The organism is Clostridioides sp. ES-W-0016-02, assembly GCF_020641035.1.
GTDB lineage: Bacteria > Bacillota > Clostridia > Peptostreptococcales > Peptostreptococcaceae > Clostridioides.
In genome coordinates this window covers 3642872-3665247 of record NZ_CP061361.1, presented here as the reverse complement: position 1 = coordinate 3665247, position 22376 = coordinate 3642872, and the positions used below count along the sequence as shown (strand labels likewise).

Below are 22376 nucleotides of genomic sequence, written 5' to 3'. Positions count from 1 at the left end.
CCTCATTTTATTAATTTTATCAAACTATAAAATTGGTATGTTTTAATCATTAATATAAGAAGAGGTTAAGCGAAATCATAGTATTAAAAAGGCTCTATAGGTAAATATATATCAACTATATGTTTATTTTGTGGGTGACTATTTGGGTCATTAAGATATACTTCAAAAGGAAAAGAATTACGTAGTTTATGTTCATCATTTGATAGCCATTCATTATACATAAAATCCCAAGCATCACTATATTCATCTTGAAAAATACTAAAATGTCCCACCAGATATTTCCCAGAAGGTATTGTAATATTGCCAAGGTCGCTATTTTCTTTGACAACAATATTATCTGGAATTGTCATACAAATACTAGTCCTCAAATGATGTTCTTGTGTAAATTGAGGATTATCATGATAAATAGCTAATATCTTTGTCTTTTCAAGTTCAATTAGATTCTGCTCATTTGCATAATCAAAGAGTTTTTCTACAATCTTTGGAAAGTGACTGGCCAAATTTCCATATGACCCAGTGTATCTAATATAAGCTGTATTTACATTATCAAGTTCTAAGATTTCAATTTCTCCCTTAACCTCTCTCTTATTTTTAGATTTAAGTTTTGATATGTGTCTATTATACTGAGAAATTTTATATGGTTCTTTGCAATTCTTGCTATAATTGTTTCTATATTTTATAGGGCTTATCTTATAATAATTTTTGAAGGCTCGCGAAAAAACTGCGGAATCAGTAAAACCGAAATAATGTGCAATATCAGTAACTGTCATATCAGTACGATGAATAAGAAAAGAAGTGGCTCCTTCTAGTTTTAACCTATTTACATACTGTGACAATGTTTCTTTTTCTATTGCTTTGAAAATTCTATGAAAATGAAACTTTGAAAAACCTGCTATATTAGAAAGCTCTTCAAGAGAAAGAGAATCATACAAATGCTCTTCTATGTAGTCTTGTACTTTGCAAATACGACGTAAGTATTCTTTTTTAATTTGGGAATCGGTCATAAGTATACCTCCTTATTGTAAAAATATATATTTTAAATACCCTTATTTATAGTAAATAAAGCGTTGAGTATGTGAAATTTAAAGTAAAAAAATGTTAAATAGATTTTTTATTAGGAGTTTTTCTTATATATAACAACAATTTATATTATAAGAGAATTTCTATCTTACTTTGTAACACTTAGTATAACATAGTGATATATTTTTAGATTGTATATTTGATTATACATTTATATAAAGTTAGAGACTATAACATAGACAAAAACTTAATATCTAGTAGGGTTGTAAACTTTGATACTAAGAACAATATATCAATTTTAAGAAAATGTTTACTAAATAATAAAATATTTATATTAAAAAAATTATTAAATTTATTGTTTAAATAAAAAAGTTAAATCTCATCTATTAACATAGAGCCTTTAAAACTTTAAAATGAAAAATATAGAAGACTGATTTTTAATAAAATATAATCATCTAATAAATTATTAAGAAATACAAAAATACTTACAAACAACTATTTATTTTAATTGGGGGAATAAGAATATGAACAATGGTTTTTATCAATTAAATTCAGCAGTATTATATTTTAACGAGCGAAGTGATGTAAACAAAATAAGGTTTAATCACTATATAATGAGAAAAGAAAACATACAAAGATTAAGGGGAACTTTACCAAGGGGACAGTTTATGATGACTGTAAGAAAGGCTGCATCTGACCTTGATTTATCAATATCTACAATAAGTAGGCTTGTAAATGAATTTATAGATTTAGGAATATTGAGACTAATAAGTCGAGGAGTGAAGGGAAATTGTTGCTCTGTATATAGTTATATATGCTCTGAAAGTAATGATACAGGTGTAATAAAGAAACGTAGAAGTTTTTTTGAAGATATATTAGAAAATATTAATGAAACAAATAATAGTAGCCAAAAGGTATCAAAACATGAATATAAGTATGACAAAGATAAGGCCAGTGATACCAATATGTATAGCTATGTAGATAAAGAGTATAGACAATGGGGTTATGACCCAGAATTTCATACTGTAGATGAAACAGAAGATGTAACAAAGAAAAAAGAATTATTAAAAAAAAATTTAAAAAAAGAGTTATTAAAAAAGAACTCCAAGAAAAATACTGATGTGGAAGAGGAATACTGTTATATAGAAAGTATTTATGAAAATATTATAAAAAAGTTAAATAAAGAGTCAGGGGAAAGTTTTAGGTTTGATTCAGAAACAGATAATAAACTTATAGCTGAAAGAAGAAAAGAAGGCCATAGCTTAGAAGATTTTTATAAAGTTATAGAATCAAGAGTGAAGAGCTGGAAGGAGACTCCTACGCTAGTGGATATAAAGCCAGAGATTCTATTTGGTCATGAATTCAAGACTTACTTAAATAAAAAGTGATTATAGTGGATAAGAGATATAAGTGGATAAGAGATATACTAGAATAGATATTATGAAAAATCTAAAATTTAGATATAGTTTATGTTCAGATATATTATATGTATAGAAAATAGGGTTATTAGTGTTATTAATAATAAAAAATATTACTGGAATTTTTAAAATTCCAGTAATATAAAATTTAAATTACAGTAATAAATAAGAAAATTTTTATAAACTATATCATTAGAGTTATATACTATACTGTATCAACTTCATATTCTAATATTTTTCCAGTGATTGCACTGATTGTTATATCATATTCATTATTTCCCTTTATTATTTCGCCTTCATATTCTTTATCATCTTTATCATATTCAAATTTTACTATTTTACCACCAGGTACTTTGTTTAGCATTATTGACTTAGCTTTTTCAATGCTAATTATAGAGTTATTGTTATTAGAATCACTATTATTGTGATTATTATCAAAGTCATCATAATCATTATCATCATAATCATTGTCCATATCAATATCTATAATTCTTCCATCAAATGCATTTATCTCTATTTCATATGTTTTATTATCTTTTACAACTTTAGCCTCATATTCATTATCGCCAGCATCATATTTACAGTATATTAAATTACCATTAGGAATGGCATCTAGTATTATAGATTTAGCTTTATCTAAAGATATATTTTTGACACCTAAATTATTATTTATATCATCATCTTTTTCAATTTCTATTATTTTACCAGAGTAGGCATCTATTTCTACTTCATATACAATATTATCCTTTATAACCTTACTGTCGTATTTATTATCATCTTGGTCGTAGTAACAAACTAAAACATTACTTTCTGGAACAGCTTGTTTTAATATTTCCTTAGCTTCAATTAAAGATATTTTTTTAGTTTTATTTCTTATATCGATATTTTTTAGCTTTAAGATATCCTCAAATGCTTTTTGGTTATCACCTCCGCCAACTTGTGTTACTTCTTTTATGTCTTTATTGTTAATAAAATCTTTTTGGCTGTTTACAAGAGTGCCATTAGATATTATTACAGGAGAATTTTCTTTGGCTGCCAATACTCCTATTGATAATGCGTCTACTAGTGCATTTTCCTTGTTCATACCATCTTTAGTAACAAACACATTTTTTATACTTTTGGTTTTGTAAAACTGTTCAATAATTTTGGCATTGGTATTGTTTCTATCTGAACCACTGATTCTTTCTTTATTCGGATATTTTTTTACTGTATTGTCTGATAAAATCTTATTTCCACCAACTATATAAGATTTTTTTATAGACCTATTGTGTAAGAAATTTATACTGCTATTATTGCTGTTTTCCTCTGATACTAGTATTATAGGCATATTATGTATTGCTGATGGAGAAGCTATGCTAACTGCATCAGATAACCCCTTTAATCCATTTACAACTGCTACATTTTCCACTTTTTTTATTTTATCTATTTCTTTAAGTAAATTTGTAGACATTTCATAGATATTATTTCCTACTATTTTATTTACCTTTATGTTGAGTGATTTTATTTCATTTTCTACTTTATTAGATATACTATTTCCACTGTCCACTATATATACATTATCTACGCCAAGTCTTTTAAGTTCAGTTTTAGTTGAACTTTCTATACTATTATCATTTACTAATAGTATAGGAGCATTTTTTAATTTAGCAAAAGGATTTGCACAAAGTGCACTTTGAATAGAGTTGCCATTGACTATAATTGCTACTTTTGATTGAACCCATCCTAATTTACTCACTTCTACAGCCGTTTCATATCTTGTTTTACCTATTAATCTTTCTTGCTTTGTTATGTTGTTTGCAAAGATTACTGAAGAGCTAGAAAAAAACATCATACCTGCCACTAATATAGCTAAGTTTTTCTTATTCATATTTTTTACCTCACAATCCTTATATTTTATTATTTAGTATGAACTAGTAAAATATAATCTTAAAATCAAGTTACTATTAAATGTAACATTTTAAAATTAACAGATAAGATTATTCAATATAAAGCTTTTATTTTATTATTTAACATTGTATCATAAATCTTTGGAAAAATGTTTTCGACATTGAATATATGTAAATCAGGATGGATTATTTTTATCATTTGATAAATAGGTTTTTCCCCATTATTTCATGTGTTCTAAAACAGGGACAAAGCTTATTCCTAAATCTGTTAGGAAATATTCTACTTTAGGTGGAATTTCTTGATAAATTTTTATAGTATTTAATTAAAAAATAAAAAAACTATTGACTTGAAGTTAACTCTAAGTAGTAAAGTATAATTATAGAAAATTTATAAATATTTAAAAACATAAGTTAAAAAAGTAGAGAATACATAAAGGGGGAAGCAGGACAATGGAACAAAAAAAATTAGGGTTTGGGTTAATGCGTTTACCAATAAAAGACGAAAATGATGCTACAAGTATTGATATGGATTACTTAAATAATATGGTTGATACTTTTTTAGAGAGAGGATTCACATATTTTGATACAGCATATGTATACCATATGGGTAAAAGTGAAATAGCACTTAGAGAATCTCTAGTAAAGAGACATAAAAGAGAAAGTTTTACCGTAGCTACAAAACTACCACTAATGGCTTTAAAAACAAAAGAAGAGCAGGAGCCTATTTTTAATGAACAGTTAGAAAAATGTGGTGTAGATTATTTTGATTATTATCTTTTACATAACATTGGTGTATCACATTATGAAATAGCTAAAAAATTTGACAGTTTCAAGTTTATTGAAGAAAAGAAAAAAGAAGGAAAAATAAAAAATATTGGTTTTTCTTTTCATGATAGTGCAGAACTATTAGACAAAGTATTGAATGAGCATCCAGAAGTAGATTTTGTGCAGTTACAAATTAATTATTTAGATTGGGATAATGAAAGCATACAATCTAGAAAGTGTTATGAAGTAGCAAAGAAACACAATAAACCTGTTATAGTTATGGAACCAGTAAAAGGTGGTACACTAGCAAAAATACCAGAAAGAGCAGAAAAATTATTTAACGATTATAATCCAGATATGTCAGTGCCATCATGGGCAATTCGTTTTGCAGCAAGTAAAGATAATGTCATGATGGTTTTAAGTGGAATGTCAAATATGGAACAACTATTAGACAACACAGGGTATATGCAAAATTTTGAACCATTTGTACAGGAAGAATATGATGTTATAAATGAAGCAGTGGAAATTATAAATGAAGCAATTGCAGTTCCATGTACTGCTTGCCAGTATTGCGTAGAAGGATGTCCAAAAAATATCGCTATTCCAAACTATTTTGCTTTATACAATGCAGAAAAGCAAGCTCTTAATACTGGATTTTCAACACAAATGGTTTATTATAATAACTACATTAAAACTTATGGAAAAGCATCAGATTGTATTGGATGTAAACAGTGTGAAAAAAATTGTCCACAACATATTAAAATTGTAGAATCTCTAAAGAATGTAGCAGAAATATTTGAAAAATAATTGCTACTATAAAATAATTAATGATATATAAAGAACTTGAAGTTAATTAAGTATAAGTGAAATAATTAATGTTATATAGAAAAGTTGAAGTTAATGAAATATAAGTAAAATAATTAATGTTATATAGAAAAGTCGAAGTTAATGAAATATCAGTTAAACTATTTAATCCGATTTTAAATTATACAGTATCAAGAAAGGAGGAGGATTTGTATGACAATTTCAGAAGTAAGTAGAAAATACGAACTTTCAGCAGATACTTTACGATATTATGAACGAATTGGTTTAATACCACCTGTAAATAGAAATAAAAGTGGAATTAGGTCTTTTACAGAAAAAGATTGTGAGTGGGTTAATTTCATCAAATGTATGAGAAGTGCAGGACTTTCCATTGAGACATTGATTGAATATGTAACTATGTTTCAACAAGGGAACAAAACTATCAAAGCGAGAAAAGAACTTTTAATAGAACAACGAAATCAGCTTTCTAGAAGAATTGAAGATATGCAGAAAACTTTAGAACGATTAAATAGTAAAATTGATGGATACGAGGATAAAGTTATTGAAAAAGAAAAAACATTAAAAAATAATAGTGAGAGTCAAAGAACGGAGGTATTGTCTTATGAATAAAAGTGTACTTGTATTGTCTGCAAGCCCTAGAAAAGGTGGTAATTCTGATTTATTATGTGACCAATTTATGCAAGGGGCATTAGAATCTAAAAACCAAGTAGAGAAAATATTTTTAAAAGATAAGGATGTTAAATATTGTATAGGATGTGGAGTCTGTTACGAGAAAGGTGGAAACTGTTCACAAAAAGATGACATGGAAGAAATTCTTGAAAAAATGATTAAAGCAGATGTGATTGTTTTGGCAACTCCAGTTTATTTTTATACTATGAATGCACAGATGAAAACTATGATTGATAGAACTTGTTCGAGATACACTGAAATTTCTGGAAAAGAGTTTTATTTCATCGTTGCTGCAGCCGACAATAGTGAGCAGGCTATGGAAAGAACATTAGAAGGATTCAGAGGATTTACGTCATGTCTAAATGGTGCTAAGGAAAAAGGTATAGTGTATGGCATAGGAGCTTGGCATGTAGGTGACATCAAAGAAAGTGTAGCAATGAATCATGCCTATGAAATGGGCAAGTCAGTGTAGTGAAGAGAGATTTTTAAGAGTATCAGATTTACTAAATTTTATTGATAAAGTGAGTTCAGAATAATCTAGACAAAATAATCTTGATAAAATAAATAGTAGACTAAAATGTATTCTACCATTTAGAGGCTGTAAGTAGATTTGTGTAAAACAAATTTACCTACAGCTTTTTGTTGTATATAATTGGTAAACTAGATAATTAGTTTTTTCATCCATAGCATCAGTCTTCATATTTTATTATCATATCATAAATATAAATACTAATTTTATAAAGTGAATAAATTATAAAATAAATATAAATAAATTATATATAAAATATAAACGGTTTATAAACAAATCAACTACTGATAAGATGAATTTTAATGATAGTATAAGAGTTACAGGAAGTATATGATTATAGTTAAAATGCACTTATTCCTGTAAATACAAACAATTTAAATTTTAAAAGGAGGAATTAATCATGGCAATTGAAACTAAAACTCCAGACTGGGTTAATGTGCTGGAACTAAACAGTGAAATAGACATTACTGGAAAAAAAGATGTAAGTGATATGATACAAGAAATTGTTTCTGATGAATCATTAAAGGATTCCGTTATATATTTTCCAAATGGTGACTATTTATTTGAAAAAGGTATCAAAATTAGCCAACAAATAACACTTCAAGGAAATTCTTATTATGGGGGAGATGTTCCAGAATTAAGTGAAAGTGAAGAAGATAAAAAAACATTCATAGGAGCAACAAATTTTATAACTAGAGGCGTTTCTAATATGAGTATCATTACATTAGCAGAGAAAAATCAAACTGTAAAGAATATTAACTTTTACTATGATAATCGCGAAAAAAATAAATTACCTGAAGATGTATCTGCTATAACAGAAGGAGAAGGAGTACAAGCTCTATCACATTTTGAACATCTATATATTTCTGGATTTTCAGGAACAGGAATTGAAGTTCCACTTTATGCAAATGGTAATGATATTACTGTTACTTCATGTGGTCTTGGTATAAAACTTGGAGAAAAATCAATGCTTTCTAGTAGTAAGATTTATGGATGTAAAAATGGAATGGAAATTACAACTGGTGTCAGCTTAAACAATATAAGAATAGAAGACATTCAAGAAGTAGGTATTAATAATAAAGGGCTTGGTTTCAATCTTATTATGAATCTTGCAGTTGATAAATGTGGATACTGCGGATTTATGTTTGAAAAAATGTCTCATAGCCAGATAACTGCAAGATTTACTAACTGTAGCCAATATTATAAAAATGTTGACTATGATACTTATAAGAATCTTCCAGACAAAAAAGAAGAGGCTTATTCTATATTCTATGGAGACACTTTAGATAACTGCAATATTGTATTGGTAAATAATAATGTTGATACTCTAGAAAATGGTTTAGAGCGTAAAATACATGTAATTAAAGCAAATGATACTAAAAATGTAACTCTAGAATGTGATGCTGAGGCTGATAATTTTATACAATGTGCAAAAGGAAACTTATTATTAGAGAATGGTAGGAATACTTACAAGTTCTATGATGGTGAGATTTGTTCTGTAGGTGGAGTTCAAGTTTCTGATGTAAATCAGGGTGATTTACTTAAGATAGTTGACAATACACTTTATGTAGATGATGGTGGGAAAGATTTAGTAGTTCCTAAACTACAAAAAAACTCTGTTATATCTTCAATATTAAACTCTGAGGAAGAGATAAGCAAGTTGCATAGTGGGACATGGGAACAAATTGGTATAAAAACAGTTAATGAAGAACCTATGTATTATTATAAAAAAATAGAAGATTAGTTTTAAAATTAGGAGGTAGTGAATTATGGGAGAACCGATAATAATTAAAGAAACAGATGGCTGGATTAATGTTTTAGATTATGGAGTCTTTAATGATGAAACAAAAGATGTAAGTTCTAGGGTGCAAGAAATTATAAATGCTGCACCAGAAGACTCTATTATATATTTTCCAAGAGGGCAGTACTTATTTACAAATGGTATAGAGATTAACAAACGATTAACACTATGTGGAGATGCCTATTTTAGGTCAAATAATCCAACTAATGAGTATTTTTATTCAGGAACAACACAATTTTCTGGTAAATTTGATAAAGAAGATGAGGCAAATGGTACAATGGAAAGTTTTGCAATGATAACAGTAAAGGGAGTAAAACATTGTATTAAAAGTATTTCTTTTCAATCAGATAACTGTGATAATGCGAAGTCGCCTGATGCACCTCCTGCAAATGGTGAATCAGGATTTCATCATGAGATAGTATTTGCACACAAAGGCAAATATATATCAGCAATTGTATGTGAAAATGTATCAGAAGGGCCTGGTCATTATGAAAATGTGGACTTTGGTGGTTTTGGTGAAATTGCACTTAAGATGCCTAATAATTCCACAGTAAATGATATAACTGTTTTTTCATGTAATCGTGGAATTAGTACAGGAGAAAATTCAATAATTACTAATGGAAAGACTTGGGGATGTGATTATGGAATGGAAATTTCTACTGGAACATTTATAAATGGTATGAGAGTAGAAGAAGTTGGTAGGATTGCTATTAACAATATTGGTAAGGGCTTAAACTTTGTTACAAATGTTACAATTGACCAATGTGGATATTGCGGATTCAAGTTTGACTCAATGTCTAATACATACATATCAGGAAATATCTCAAGATGTGGGCAATTTTATTTTAATTTTAACTATGATGACTATTTGAAGTTAGACGAGAGAGTTAAGGAAGCTTATTCCTTATTTTATGGGAATTCAATAGAGTCAAGTAATATAACAATCTCAAATACTAATGTAGATTATTGGGACGATAAAGGGAAAGATAAATTTGATGAAGGAAAAGGGGATCTAAGATATAGTCCTCATAAGGTATACCTTATAAAAGCTCTTGAAGCCAATAATATATTATTAAGATGTCCTGTAGATGCTACTGATCTGGTTGTTGGGTCAGAAAAAGGAAACCTAATGTACAATAATAAAGAACAAACTGTTATATTTTATAATGGAAAAATAAGTAGTATCAATGGAGTTGATATATCTGAAGAAGAGCATAATAACAAAATTATGATAAAAAAAGGTGAGATGTATATAAATAGTGATGATAAAGATATTAAAATGTATACTCCACAAATAAATGATATTATGACAGCAGGAAATGAAAGTAGTGATACAGTTGCTGATAATTATGGTGGAAAATGGGAGAAAATTGCTCAAAAAGTAGAGTTTGGAATGATGGTAAGATATCATAAAATGATAGAAAAGTAAGCAAATGTATGGTATTTAAACTCGCTCGTTACTAGTGGTCTAGTTGTTATAGTATAGTTAAATTTATAACTATGAAAAATTCATCTAATACCAAAAATACATAATATTTTGGTATTGAGTAAATAAGAAAGGAATAAATAATATTATGGAAGAAATTAAAAATGAAATAACAATTAACATATTAGAAAGATATCCTAAGATTAAAAACGATGGTTCAGAAGATGTGGGACCTTTCATACAGGAAGTTATTGATAAGTTACCACTTAAGTCTTGTATTTTATATTTCCCCAAAGGTAAATACTTATTTGAAACTGGTGTTACAATTGATAAAGAAATAACCTTACTGGGAGATTCTAATTCATCAACATCTGCTACAGAATTTATAACTCATGGAGTTCCTAATATGAGTATTATTACATTGACAAAAATGAAACAATGTATTAAAAATATAAGTTTTTACTCTGATAGCTGTGAGGTACTTGTCAATGATGAACCACCAACACATGGGAACCCACATTATCATTATGAAATGCTGACTAAGAAAAATAATAAAAATGAAAAACTTGATAATGTGTCAGCAATTACAACTGATGGCCTGGATGATGCTACCAGAGGTCTTGGTCATTATGAAAATCTTTATATAAGTGGTTTCTCAGGTATAGGAATTCAGATACCATATTACGCAATTTCAAATGATATTACAGTTAACTCTTGCGGATTAGGTATTGATACAGGTATTGATGCAATTATTTCTAACAGTAGAATATCCGAATGTGGAGATGGAATGAGAATTATGACTGGCACTAGTATAAATAATGTAAGGATAGAGAAGATACAAAAAGTTGGTCTTATAAGTAGTCAAAATGGGAAGCTTGAGGGATTTGGAAGCTACAAAATCAATAATATTACAATCGATCAATGTGGTCAGTGTGGATTTTTGTTTGGGTTAGTAATTGATACTTATATATCTGGAATTATAAGAAGATGTGGACAACGTTATTATAATACAGATTATAATACTTATTTAAATATAAAAGATGAAAAAGAAGATGCATATTCTTTATTTTGTGGAAATTATTTTAAGAATAGTTATGTTAATTTGCTTAGTGATAATAAAGATAACTGGGACGATGGTTTAGAATATAAGCATAAAGTTTATGTATTTGAAATTCTTGAAATACCAGATTCTACACTGAAATGTAACATAGATGCTAATGATTATATAGTAAAAGCAAAAGATGGAGGTGGAAATTTAAGATTACAAAACAACTTTAATGATTATATATTTATTGACTCATCTGTTCCAGAAATTATTAATGGAATTAATTTGGTCGGATATCACAAAAATGAAAATTTATTTCTATTAGAGAAAGGTGAGTTTAGCTTTAAAAACAGCACTGATGAGAAGAAAAAAAAGGTATTCAAACCTAAAGCTGGACTTATTGTTAAATCAACAGATTCAGATATTTCTAAGATAGAATCTACTTATGGAGGGAAATGGGTAAAAATTGGTTCTGAACTTATTGGAAAAGAAACTGTATATTATTATAAAGTGTCCTAAAGGAAGAACTAGCAAATTCAGAAAATAAGTACTAAATAATATAAAAAAATGAATCCTTGTAATAGGATTCATTTTTTATAAATAAAAGCTGAATATAATAATACAAAAACTAATATAGAAGCAGTACATGTAGGAGGAAATTTAAGATTACAAAATAACTTTAATGATTATATAGTAAAAGCAATACATAAAGGCTATAATTAGATTTACAGAAAAGTAAATTTATCCACAGCCTTTTGGTATACACAGTTTTTCAATATGCACAGAATTTTGATATACATACAAATCTATGCACATTTTTATCATTTATTTGATATCTAAATTTATGTGTGTTTTAGTAGCATATTAAACAGATTTCTGCATAATATCATTCTCTTTACTAATTAACTTTTTTAGGTTTTTCCAATCTATTTCTTCCATATTAGCAAAATAATGTCCACTTCCTACGCAAGTTATATAGGACTTGCCATCTAATTCAAATGAAGAACCACCAATACATTTTGGATTACATTTTTTACAAGTACGAGTTTTTGTAATACTATCTTTAATAGTTTTAGAACATTCCTCCACAGTATCTCTATATGTATTTAGATTATAAAGGTTTGCTTTAACTCTCCATTTTTTCTCATTACATTCAATAGTAAATAGACTACGCTTTGGTTTTTTAGTTGAATATAATATACGATAAGAGCGAGCTCCTGTTCGTGGTTCAATCTTGCAATCGAGTGATTGACCAAGCTTATGAAAATCATAAGCAATATTATAATCTTTCCCACTTAGTACTTTTAGCATTTCTTCTGTTGTTTCTGCTGTTAATGGACTTTTGTTCATAATTAAAAACCCCCTATATAAATAAAAATTTTGCATATAAATAGTAGCTTTATATACAAATAAAAACTAATAATAGTATAGTCAATCAAGTTATCAAAATCAATAAAATAGCTGTAATCTTACATTATTAGGCATGAAATGAGAGGTATTGTTTTGTAGAGGTAAAGACTTAATAGTATGAAAATTCACTCAAACATGATACAATCCTATAAAAGATTTAAAAAATAAGAGGGGAGAAAGTTGCTGAAATAATTTTATACTTTACTTATATTTTATAAAATAAACGTATATCTTATAAAATAAATGGGGTCATTAAAAAATAGTTTTGTAAGTTTTCAGCAGCAGTAGTGGAATGATAATTTTTTGGTTACTATTATACTTGGCTATTATATTTTCAATAGGTTCTATGATAACAAAAGTAAATAAGGTCTGGATTAAAGTGTTGCTATTTGTAGCAGTAGGATTGTCAACCATAGTTCTTTCATACATGATAGCATAATAACTTAAAACTTTAGAACTATTTAAATAAAATTCGCAAATTCTCAAAACAAGAATTCTCAAGTTGGTAAAATTCCAGATATGAGAAAAAAATTAGTACTATAAAAAAACTATTTTCGGATTATTTTTTATGGAAAGGTTTCAATTTAGGTGTTTTAAGTGGTTCTATAAAGTTTTATGAATAAAAAGAAATTGGCATGCTAATTGCTTTAATAAATATTAACATGAACACAAATAAATATAATAATCTGAGTATTGATTATTTGAAACTTTGGACTTGATTTCTTGTCTAGAGGTTCATATTAATATTGGTGTTTAGGAAATTTTATTTTCCTGTAAATATAACTTAATAATAGGAGGTGAAATCATGTCAAAAGTAGTAATAGCTACAGAGAAAGCTCCAGGAGCAATTGGACCATATTCTCAAGCAATACAAGTTGGAAATATAGTTTCTACATCAGGTCAACTTCCAATAGACATGAAGACAGGCGAGTTAGTATCTGACCCAAAAGAAGCAACAAAAGCTTCTTTAGACAATGTAAAAGCAATACTAGAACAAGCTGGTACAACTATGGATAAAGTATTTAAAACTACAGTTTTCGTAAAAGATTTAAAAGATTTTAATGATATTAATGAAGTGTACGCTACATATTTTAAAGAAAATCCACCAGCAAGATCATGTGTACAAGTTGCTCAATTACCAAAAGATGCAGTTTTAGAAATTGAAGCAATGGCAGTATTATAATAATAAAACCAATGACAAAACTAATGAAAATTAAAAACTAATAAAAAAAGTCTACAATTAAAAAGTTTATATTAAAAAAGTCTATATAAAAATCTATCTAAATATTTAACTATTGAGCTTTTCTTATATAACATATATTTTTGTGCCAAAAATATATTTGTTATAGGAGGAAAGCTTTTTTTATTTTATTATTTGTGTATTATAATTAAAGTAATCCTAATATAAAACAATCTTTTTATAATTATTATTATGTATTTCAATGTAAATATATAAATAAGTAATGTTTTATATATATTTTAAAAATTAACTATATGTTAAAATATAGCTAAACTGATAATTTAGTAAATTAAATTCTAATGGGGGAAACTATGGTAAGTAAATTAAAAGAATTTCAACAGGAAATGATAAAATACACTGAAACAGTAGCTAGCGTGTTAGATGTAGATATTGAAATAGTTGATGATAGATTAATAAGAATTAGTGGCACAGGTCTGTATAAATCAAAAATAAATGAAAGCGTTGTTACTGAAGGTTTTCTTTATGATAAAGTTATACAGACAGGTCAGGAGTTAGTCGTATTAGATATATGTGATAATCAGCTTTGTATAGAATGTTCCCATTACATGAAATGCCTAAATAAAGTAATAATAGCAGTTCCAATAAAATATAATAATCGTACTATAGGAGTAATTGGCGCTATTAGTACAGATAAAACTAAAAAAGTAGAAATAAGTGCAAAAATAGATAATTATTTGAAGTTTGTCAATCATATATGCGATTTAATTTCTATGAAGATAGAAGAACATGAAGTGTCAAAAAGTAGCAGTAGAAAAATGAACATGATGATAGAAATAATTGAAAATGTTGAAAAAGGTGTTGTTATATTAGATATAAATAGCAAAATATCTTATATAAACAATATTGCTTTGAAAAAATTAGATATTGGAAAAGATATAATAGAAAATACAGTAAAAATAGTATCTGTTGAATCTTCTTCAAATGGACATGAATTACTAGAAATTGATATTGATAACAAAATTTATAATATAAATGCCAAAATAATTCCTGTATATCCATATATAAATCAATATGACAAGATAATTATATTTGATAAGACATATATAAACCATAAAGGACATGGGAAAGTCAATAGTGGATGGGGAAATAGTGATATAGAGTCTATAATTGGGAACTCAGAATCAATGGTGAAAGTTAAAGAGAGAACTAAGAAATTAGCAAAGTCAAATTCAACAGTTCTTATAACTGGTGAAAGTGGTACAGGGAAAGAGCTAATTGCTAGAGCTATACATGCTGAAGGAAGTAGATGGAATAAGCCATTTATTGCTATAAACTGTGCTGCTATTCCAGAAAACCTTCTTGAAAGTGAGTTATTTGGCTATATAAAAGGTGCATTTAGTGGGGCTAGTAGTGGAGGTAAGGTTGGTAAGTTTGAACTTGCAAATGAAGGGGTCATATTTCTTGACGAAATGGGAGACCTATCTATGCCTTTACAAGCAAAGTTACTTAGAGTTTTGCAGGAAAGAAAATTTGCAAGAATTGGCTCAAATAAACTTATAGATTTAGATATAAGAGTAATTGCTGCAACGAATAAAAACTTACTTAAGTTGGTGAATGAAGGTAAGTTTAGAGATGATTTGTACTATAGGTTAAACGTAATTCCTATAAATTTGCCACCTCTTAGGGAAAGAAAAGATGATATTGAAACTATAATGATGAAATTTGTTTCCAAGTATTCTTTAGAATTAGATATAAAATTGAATCAAATAGAAAAAAATGTAATGAATATGTTGGTTAATTATAATTGGCCGGGAAATATAAGAGAATTAGAAAATGCAGTTGAATATATGATGAATTTAGTTGGAGAAGATGGAATAATCTATAAAGATATGCTTCCATTAGATATTTTGAACTATTATAATATTGAAGGAAATAGTTTTAAGAGTAATAATGAGGTAACAAAGTTTGAAGATGATATAGTCGGGGGAATAGTAGAAAACCAAGAAAAAATACTTTCAATTAAAGAATTGGAGTTAACTTACATACATAAGTTGTTAAATAAATATGGAAGAGATACAAAGACAAAAAAGAAAATAGCAAAAGATTTAGGGATAGGTTTAGCTACATTATACAGAAAACTAGAAGAGGAACAACAATAAATTAAACATAGAAAATAGTTTTAAATGTATGGCAATGTGATTTGTAGGTCAATAAAAATAAAGCCTCTATAATAGAAGTGTCACTAGAAGAGACTAATATAGTAATAATACTATATAAAAATAAAATTATAAGCTTGTAAGATATTGAGTCAGTATAAATAATAGAAAATAAAAGTTTGAGCTTATAAAGTACAAATATGTAAAACATAAAAATAACAGTATTATAGAAAGCTAAAATAAAAACATAAAATATAGAAGGTTATAACAATATAAATATAGAAGGTAAAAATAGTAATATACAAGACAAAATAACAGACATATAGAAAAGTAAAAGCATAATAAAGGAAAATAAAAACAAAGAAACGGTTTCTCGAAATGATAATTCTCGTATTGATAAAAATTTCCCAATATGAGAATTTTTTCTTTTATAAATCTTATTTTTCACACTCAGATTTTACAACATTTAAATAAATTTGAAAAAAGTATGTAATTCCAACATAAAAAAAATATTTTTAGAATAAATAATATTGGCACAGTAATTGCTTTATATAAAGACACAAAGATAAAAAATTAATAATGACATCGAAAAATTTGAAAGGGGAATATAAAATAAATGAGAGAAATAAAATGGAAATTAAATAACTTACCTAAAGCAGAGGAAAAAGAAAAAGGAATTGAATTTTTAAAGGACGAAGAAATTGCAAAAGCTAAAGCATTTCATGAGAGTTTTCCACAATATGAAAAAACTCCTTTAGTTAAATTAGATAACTTAGCAAAATTATTAGGAGTTAGCGGAATATATGTTAAAGATGAATCTTATAGATTTGGATTAAATGCATTTAAAGTTTTGGGTGGTTCTTACTCTATGGGTAAATACTTAGCTCAAAGATTAAATAAAGATATATCAGAGTTAGGATATGAAAAATTAACTTCAAAAGAAATAAAAGACCAATTAGGAGAAATAACTTTCTTTACAGCTACAGATGGAAATCATGGTAGAGGAGTTGCTTGGACAGCTAATAAATTAGGTCAAAAATCTGTTGTATTAATGCCAAAAGGTTCTTCTGAATTTAGATTAAATAAAATCAAAGGAGAAGGTGCAGATGCTAGTATAACAGACTTAAATTATGATGATGCAGTAAGATTAGCTAATGATTATGCAGAAGCTGATGACCATGGAGTAATGGTTCAAGATACAGCATGGGATGGATATGAAGAAATACCAGCATGGATAATGCAAGGATATGGAACTATGGCTAAAGAAGCTATAGAACAATTAAAAGAATATGGAGTAGATAGACCAACGCATGTATTTGTGCAAGCAGGAGTTGGTTCGCTTGCTGGTGCAGTTCAAGGATATGTTGCTTCAATATATGATGAATGCCCAATAACAGTAGTAGTAGAAGCTGATGAGGCAGATTGTTACTATAAATCAGCAGAAGCAGGAGATGGAAAACCAAGATTTGTAGGTGGAGATATGCCAACTATAATGGCAGGTCTTGCTTGTGGAGAACCAAATACTATAGGATTTGAAGTATTAAAAAATTATTCATCAGCATTCGTTTCAGCACCAGACTGGGTTTCTGCTAAAGGTATGAGAGTTTTAGGAAATCCTCTAAGAGGAGATGAAAAAGTAATCTCTGGAGAATCTGGAGCAGTTACAACTGGAGCATTAGTTTCAATACTTGAAAGTGAAGATTTAAAAGATTTAAGAGAGGCTTTGAAATTAGATGAAAACTCTAAAGTATTATTAATAAGTACAGAAGGAGACACTGACCCAGACAAATATAAAGATATAGTTTGGAATGGAGAATACCAAAGTAAATAAAAAATTTAAAATAAAAAATAAATAAAGTCTAAATAAAAGTTTAATAAGTGAAATATTAATAAGTAAATAAGTAAAATACCAATAAATAAAGTGAAACATCAATAAATTAAAAATTATATGGGGGAATATCAAAATGTTAAATGAAATAAGAAAAAAACAATTAACTGAAGTATGCCAAGATTTAATAAGAAATGCTAGTTATTCAGGTCAAGAAGAAAATGTAGTAAAGGCAATTGAAGAAAATTTTGCTATGCTAGGTTTTGACAGCTGGTCAAGAGATAGATATGGAAATATAATAGGATGCATAAAAGGAAACAAACCAGGGAAAAAAATATTATTTGATGGGCATATAGATACAGTTCCAGTTCCAGATGCAAGTAAGTGGAGTGTTCCTCCTTTTGAAGCAAGAATAGTAGACGGAAAAATATATGGTAGAGGAACTTCTGATATGAAGGGTCAAGTAAGTGCTATGATGGCGGCTGTTTCATACTTTGCAGAAGATACTAATAAAGACTTCGAAGGTGAATTATATGTAGCAGGAGTTGTTCATGAAGAAATATTTGAAGGAGTTTCAGCTAGAGAAATAAGTAAAGCTGTTAAACCTGATTATGTTGTAATCGGAGAATCTTCAGAACTAAACTTAAAGATTGGTCAAAGAGGTAGAGGAGAAATAGTTGTAGAAACTTTTGGTAAACCAGCTCACTCTGCTAACCCAGAAAAAGGTATAAATGCAGTTTATAAAATGGCTAATGTAATTCAAAGAATACAACAATTAGTACCTCCAACTCATCCAGTTTTAGGTGATGGAATATTAGTTTTAACAGATATAAAATCTTCTCCATATCCAGGTGCATCAGTGGTGCCAGATTATTGTAAAGCTACTTTTGATAGAAGATTATTAGTTGGAGAAACAAGAGAAGGAGTACTAGCTCCAATACAAGCATTATTAGATGAAATGATGAAAGAAGACTCAGAATTAAATGCAAAAGTTTCTTATGCATCTGAAAAAGCTGACTGTTATACAGGAAATACTATAGAAAGTGAAAGATTCTTCCCAGGTTGGTTATATGATGAAGATGATGAATTTGTTCAAGCAGCATACAAAGGATTAAAAGAAGCTGGAATAGATTCAGAAATAACTCAATATTCATTCTGTACAAATGGAAGCCATTATGCAGGTGAGGCTGGGATAAGAACTATAGGATTTGGTCCTTCTAAAGAAAATCTTGCTCATACAATAGATGAACATATAGAGTTAGACCAATTATTCAAAGGTGCAGAAGGATATTATGGAATATTAAAATCAGTTTATAAAAAATAATTAGGAGATGGTTTTGTGAGAACTTTAATAAAACATGGGCTTATAGTAGATGGAAATAAAACACCAGCATATGAAGGGGATATTTTAATAGAAAACGAAAAAATATTAAAAATATCACAGGATTTAAACGAAGAAGCTGACAAAGTTATAGATGCAAAAGGTAGAGTTATATGTCCAGGTTTCATAGATACTCATAGCCATTCAGACCTAGTGATTTTGGTTAATCCATATAATGAGGTAAAGATTAGACAGGGAATTACAACAGAAGTGTTGGGCCAAGATGGAATATCTATGGCCCCTCTACCTCAAGAGCATATATCTTCTTGGAGAAAAAATTTAGCAGGCCTAGATGGTGAAAGTGATGAAATTGATTGGAAATATGAAACAACAGAAAACTATTTAAAAATGATGGATGAAAATGGGGTAGGGTTAAATGAAACTTATTTAGTACCTCATGGAAATGTAAGAATGGAAGCAATGGGGCTTGAAGATAGACCTGCCACTAAAGAGGAAATTCAAAAGATGTGTGAAATCACAGAAAGAGAATTAAGGGCAGGAGCTATAGGATTATCAACTGGACTTATATATATACCTTGTGCGTATTCATTGACAGAAGAAATTATAGAGATGTGTAAAGTAGTAGCAAAATACGATGGAGTATTTGTGGTTCATCAAAGAAGTGAAGCAGATACAATTTTAACATCAATGGAAGAAATTATAGAAATTGGAAAGCAATCAGGAGTAAAAGTTCACTTCTCACACTTTAAGGTTTGTGGTAAATCAAATTGGAAGTATATACCTCAAGTTATAGAACTTTTAGAAAAAGCAGAAAAAGAAGGTATAAGAGTATCATTTGACCAATATCCTTATGCAGCTGGAAGTACAATGCTTGGAGTAGTTTTACCTCCATGGGCACATTCGGGAGGAACTGATAAATTAATAGAAAGATTAAGTGATGAAAACGAAAGAGCAAAAATGAAAAAAGATATAGCAAATGGAATCGAAGGTTGGGATAACTTTATAGAATTTGCTGGAATAGACCAAATTTTTGTAACAAGTGTAAAGACAGAAAAAAATCAAGATACAATTGGTAAGAGCCTGCTAGAAATTGGAAAGATGAGAGGTAAAGACCCATTAGATGCAACGTTTGATTTATTAAAAGAAGAAGAAAATGCAGTTGGAATGGTAGATTTCTATGGATTGGAAGAACATATAATAGGTTTTATGAAAAGAGACGAGCAAAATGTATGTACAGATGGTCTTTTAGCAGGTAAGCCACATCCAAGAGCATATGGTTCTTTCCCTAAAATACTAGGAAGATATGTTAGAGAATTAAATGTACTAACAGTTGAAGAAGCTGTTTATAAAATGACTAAAAAAGCAGCAGTAAGCTTTAGTATAAAAGATAGAGGTGAACTAAAAGAAGGATATTTTGCAGACTTAGTTATATTTGACAAGGATACTGTTAGTGGATGTGATGATTTTATCAATTCCATGCAATATCCGACAGGTATAGATTATGTAATTATAAATGGAAATTGTGTTGTTGAAGAAGGAAAATACAATAAAATTAAAGCAGGAAAAGTACTTAAAAATTAAATCTTAGCTTTAAGGAGGAATAAATTTATGATTTTAGTGGGGAATGGGAGGCTAATAAGCCAAGATTCTTTAAATCCCTATATGGAAGATGGATGTGTTGTAATAAATGACAATCTGATTGAAGATATAGGTACTACTGAGGAAATGAAAGCGAAATATCCAGGACATGAATTTATAGATGCAGGCAAGAAGATAATCATGCCTGGTCTAATAAATTCACATATGCATATATACAGTTCATTTGCTAGAGGTATGGCAGTTCCAGGAAAACCATCTGAAAATTTTTTAGAAATATTAAACAATTTATGGTGGAGACTTGATAAACAACTTACACTAGAAGATACAAAATACAGTGCATATGCAACTTATATAGAATGTATAAAAAATGGTGTCACAACAGTTTATGACCATCATGCAAGTCCAAATGCAATTGAAGGTAGTTTATTTACAATATCAGATGTTGCAAAAGATTTGGGAATAAGAACATGCCTTTGTTATGAGGTATCTGATAGAGATGGTGGAGATACAATACAACAAGGTATCAATGAAAATGTAAATTTCATAAAATATGCTCAAAAAGATGATACAGACATGATAAAGGGAATGTTTGGTCTTCATGCTGCATTTACATTGTCTGATGATACATTAAATAAGTGTGCCTCAGAAATGGCTGGTCTTGATACAGGTTATCATGTACATGTTGCTGAAGGATTAGCAGACTTACAATATAATGTAGATAAATATGGAAAAAGAGTTTTAGAAAGATTTAATGATTTTGGTGTTCTAAAAGAAAAGACTATAGCAGTTCATTGTATATATATAAGTACAGATGAAATCAATCTTTTAAATAAAACAAATACATTTGTAGTTCATAATCCAGAATCTAATATGGGAAATGCAGTTGGATGTTCTCCTGCAATAGAATTACTAAAAAGAGGTGTTACAGTAGGTCTAGGAACTGACGGATACACTAGTGATATGTTTGAATCGTTAAAGGTTGCTAATATAATTCATAAACACCACTTAAGTGACCCAAGAGTTGGATTTGGAGAATCACAAACAATGTTATTTGATAACAATAAAAAAATAGCAAAGGCTTATTATAAAAATGACCTAGGCATACTTAAAAAAGGTGCTTATGCGGATGTCATAGTAGTTGATTATACACCACATACTCCATTGACAGAAAACACAATAGGGGGACACATCATATTTGGAATGAGTGGAAGAAGCGTGGATACAACTATTATAAATGGAAAAGTACTTATGAAAGACAGAAAATTGGTAAACATTGATGAAGAAAGTATTCTAGCTAAGAGTAGAGAACTAAGTCAGAACCTATGGAATAGAATCTAAATAATTGATAATGACATACAAGTAAGAGAGAAGAATATAAGTGTTAAAAATAAAACTTAGACAAAAGTAGAATTTAAATGAAGTATATAGATAAAAAATATATGGAATAGAATATTAA

At 28.4% G+C, this 22376-nt stretch carries 18 protein-coding genes; 14 read left to right on the top strand and 4 right to left on the bottom strand.

Features of this window, described 5'->3' with window-relative positions; translation table 11 throughout:
- Positions 1-83 precede the first annotated feature (83 nt).
- Positions 84-1004: an AraC family transcriptional regulator gene (locus tag IC758_RS17000; protein ID WP_227433754.1), complete on the bottom strand. Its 921-nt coding sequence runs from the start codon at positions 1002-1004 to the stop codon at positions 84-86.
- Between the two features lie 540 nt (positions 1005-1544).
- Between IC758_RS17000 and IC758_RS16995 the strand changes: the two genes are divergently transcribed.
- Positions 1545-2408, top strand: coding sequence for a conserved phage C-terminal domain-containing protein (locus IC758_RS16995; protein ID WP_227860623.1), 864 nt, complete (start codon positions 1545-1547; stop codon positions 2406-2408).
- A gap of 235 nt (positions 2409-2643) precedes the next feature.
- Here the strand turns inward: IC758_RS16995 and IC758_RS16990 are convergent, their stop codons facing one another.
- Both IC758_RS16990 and IC758_RS16985 read right to left on the bottom strand, forming a co-directional pair.
- Entirely contained in the window at positions 2644-4305 is a 1662-nt protein-coding gene (locus IC758_RS16990) for a cell wall-binding repeat-containing protein (RefSeq protein WP_227860622.1), read from the bottom strand.
- 240 nt (positions 4306-4545) lie between these two features.
- Positions 4546-4620 (bottom strand): hypothetical protein, encoded by a 75-nt coding sequence (locus tag IC758_RS16985; protein ID WP_413927713.1) that lies wholly within the window; start codon positions 4618-4620, stop codon positions 4546-4548.
- Between the two features lie 154 nt (positions 4621-4774).
- Between IC758_RS16985 and IC758_RS16980 the strand changes: the two genes are divergently transcribed.
- The 6 genes from IC758_RS16980 to IC758_RS16955 all read left to right on the top strand — a co-directional run bounded on the left by IC758_RS16980 (position 4775) and on the right by IC758_RS16955 (position 11903).
- Complete coding sequence (locus IC758_RS16980) at positions 4775-5896, top strand: aldo/keto reductase (RefSeq protein ID WP_227835110.1); 1122 nt, start codon at positions 4775-4777, stop codon at positions 5894-5896.
- Between the two features lie 210 nt (positions 5897-6106).
- Entirely contained in the window at positions 6107-6523 is a 417-nt protein-coding gene (locus IC758_RS16975) for a MerR family transcriptional regulator (protein ID WP_227433758.1), read from the top strand.
- Positions 6516-7055, top strand: coding sequence for a flavodoxin family protein (locus IC758_RS16970; protein ID WP_227433759.1), 540 nt, complete (start codon positions 6516-6518; stop codon positions 7053-7055). Before IC758_RS16975 ends, IC758_RS16970 begins: the two co-directional genes overlap by 8 nt.
- A 457-nt stretch (positions 7056-7512) precedes the next feature.
- Positions 7513-8856: a glycoside hydrolase family 55 protein gene (locus tag IC758_RS16965; protein ID WP_227860621.1), complete on the top strand. Its 1344-nt coding sequence runs from the start codon at positions 7513-7515 to the stop codon at positions 8854-8856.
- Positions 8857-8881: 25 nt separating this feature from the next.
- Entirely contained in the window at positions 8882-10342 is a 1461-nt protein-coding gene (locus IC758_RS16960; RefSeq protein ID WP_227835561.1) for a glycoside hydrolase family 55 protein, read from the top strand.
- A 145-nt stretch (positions 10343-10487) separates the two neighbouring features.
- Positions 10488-11903, top strand: a complete 1416-nt coding sequence (locus IC758_RS16955; protein ID WP_227835562.1) for a glycoside hydrolase family 55 protein — start codon at positions 10488-10490, stop codon at positions 11901-11903.
- A gap of 345 nt (positions 11904-12248) precedes the next feature.
- Here the strand turns inward: IC758_RS16955 and IC758_RS16950 are convergent, their stop codons facing one another.
- Positions 12249-12734, bottom strand: a complete 486-nt coding sequence (locus tag IC758_RS16950) for a hypothetical protein (protein WP_227835114.1) — start codon at positions 12732-12734, stop codon at positions 12249-12251.
- A gap of 352 nt (positions 12735-13086) precedes the next feature.
- On the opposite strand from IC758_RS16950, the gene IC758_RS16945 reads away from it, so the two are divergent.
- From IC758_RS16945 to ssnA, 7 genes are all read left to right on the top strand, one after another.
- Positions 13087-13233 (top strand): hypothetical protein, encoded by a 147-nt coding sequence (locus tag IC758_RS16945; protein WP_054274210.1) that lies wholly within the window; start codon positions 13087-13089, stop codon positions 13231-13233.
- 366 nt (positions 13234-13599) lie between these two features.
- The gene (locus IC758_RS16940) at positions 13600-13977 is read left to right on the top strand and encodes a RidA family protein (protein WP_227433761.1); all 378 of its coding nucleotides are present in this window, start codon (positions 13600-13602) and stop codon (positions 13975-13977) included.
- Positions 13978-14345: 368 nt separating this feature from the next.
- Complete coding sequence (locus IC758_RS16935) at positions 14346-16154, top strand: sigma 54-interacting transcriptional regulator (protein WP_227835115.1); 1809 nt, start codon at positions 14346-14348, stop codon at positions 16152-16154.
- Positions 16155-16767: 613 nt separating this feature from the next.
- Positions 16768-17982 (top strand): diaminopropionate ammonia-lyase, encoded by a 1215-nt coding sequence (gene dpaL / locus IC758_RS16930; RefSeq protein ID WP_227433763.1) that lies wholly within the window; start codon positions 16768-16770, stop codon positions 17980-17982.
- Between the two features lie 133 nt (positions 17983-18115).
- Complete coding sequence (locus IC758_RS16925; RefSeq protein ID WP_227481903.1) at positions 18116-19303, top strand: YgeY family selenium metabolism-linked hydrolase; 1188 nt, start codon at positions 18116-18118, stop codon at positions 19301-19303.
- Positions 19304-19318: 15 nt separating this feature from the next.
- On the top strand, positions 19319-20902 hold the full coding sequence (locus IC758_RS16920) for an N-acyl-D-amino-acid deacylase family protein (RefSeq protein ID WP_227433765.1): 1584 nt from the start codon (positions 19319-19321) through the stop codon (positions 20900-20902).
- A gap of 27 nt (positions 20903-20929) precedes the next feature.
- On the top strand, positions 20930-22258 hold the full coding sequence (gene ssnA, locus IC758_RS16915; protein WP_227433766.1) for a putative aminohydrolase SsnA: 1329 nt from the start codon (positions 20930-20932) through the stop codon (positions 22256-22258).
- Positions 22259-22376: the final 118 nt, after the last annotated feature.

What these genes read in the sequence shown, in the direction of transcription:
- IC758_RS17000 (WP_227433754.1), bottom strand. Translation starts at nt 1,004, where the DNA reads ATGACCGATTCCCAAATTAAAAAAGAATACTTACGTCGTATTTGCAAA.
- IC758_RS16995 (WP_227860623.1), top strand. Translation starts at nt 1,545, where the DNA reads ATGAACAATGGTTTTTATCAATTAAATTCAGCAGTATTATATTTTAAC.
- IC758_RS16990 (WP_227860622.1), bottom strand. Translation starts at nt 4,305, where the DNA reads ATGAATAAGAAAAACTTAGCTATATTAGTGGCAGGTATGATGTTTTTT.
- IC758_RS16980 (WP_227835110.1), top strand. Translation starts at nt 4,775, where the DNA reads ATGGAACAAAAAAAATTAGGGTTTGGGTTAATGCGTTTACCAATAAAA.
- IC758_RS16975 (WP_227433758.1), top strand. Translation starts at nt 6,107, where the DNA reads ATGACAATTTCAGAAGTAAGTAGAAAATACGAACTTTCAGCAGATACT.
- IC758_RS16970 (WP_227433759.1), top strand. Translation starts at nt 6,516, where the DNA reads ATGAATAAAAGTGTACTTGTATTGTCTGCAAGCCCTAGAAAAGGTGGT.
- IC758_RS16965 (WP_227860621.1), top strand. Translation starts at nt 7,513, where the DNA reads ATGGCAATTGAAACTAAAACTCCAGACTGGGTTAATGTGCTGGAACTA.
- IC758_RS16960 (WP_227835561.1), top strand. Translation starts at nt 8,882, where the DNA reads ATGGGAGAACCGATAATAATTAAAGAAACAGATGGCTGGATTAATGTT.
- IC758_RS16955 (WP_227835562.1), top strand. Translation starts at nt 10,488, where the DNA reads ATGGAAGAAATTAAAAATGAAATAACAATTAACATATTAGAAAGATAT.
- IC758_RS16950 (WP_227835114.1), bottom strand. Translation starts at nt 12,734, where the DNA reads ATGAACAAAAGTCCATTAACAGCAGAAACAACAGAAGAAATGCTAAAA.
- IC758_RS16945 (WP_054274210.1), top strand. Translation starts at nt 13,087, where the DNA reads ATGATAATTTTTTGGTTACTATTATACTTGGCTATTATATTTTCAATA.
- IC758_RS16940 (WP_227433761.1), top strand. Translation starts at nt 13,600, where the DNA reads ATGTCAAAAGTAGTAATAGCTACAGAGAAAGCTCCAGGAGCAATTGGA.
- IC758_RS16935 (WP_227835115.1), top strand. Translation starts at nt 14,346, where the DNA reads ATGGTAAGTAAATTAAAAGAATTTCAACAGGAAATGATAAAATACACT.
- dpaL (WP_227433763.1), top strand. Translation starts at nt 16,768, where the DNA reads ATGAGAGAAATAAAATGGAAATTAAATAACTTACCTAAAGCAGAGGAA.
- IC758_RS16925 (WP_227481903.1), top strand. Translation starts at nt 18,116, where the DNA reads ATGTTAAATGAAATAAGAAAAAAACAATTAACTGAAGTATGCCAAGAT.
- ssnA (WP_227433766.1), top strand. Translation starts at nt 20,930, where the DNA reads ATGATTTTAGTGGGGAATGGGAGGCTAATAAGCCAAGATTCTTTAAAT.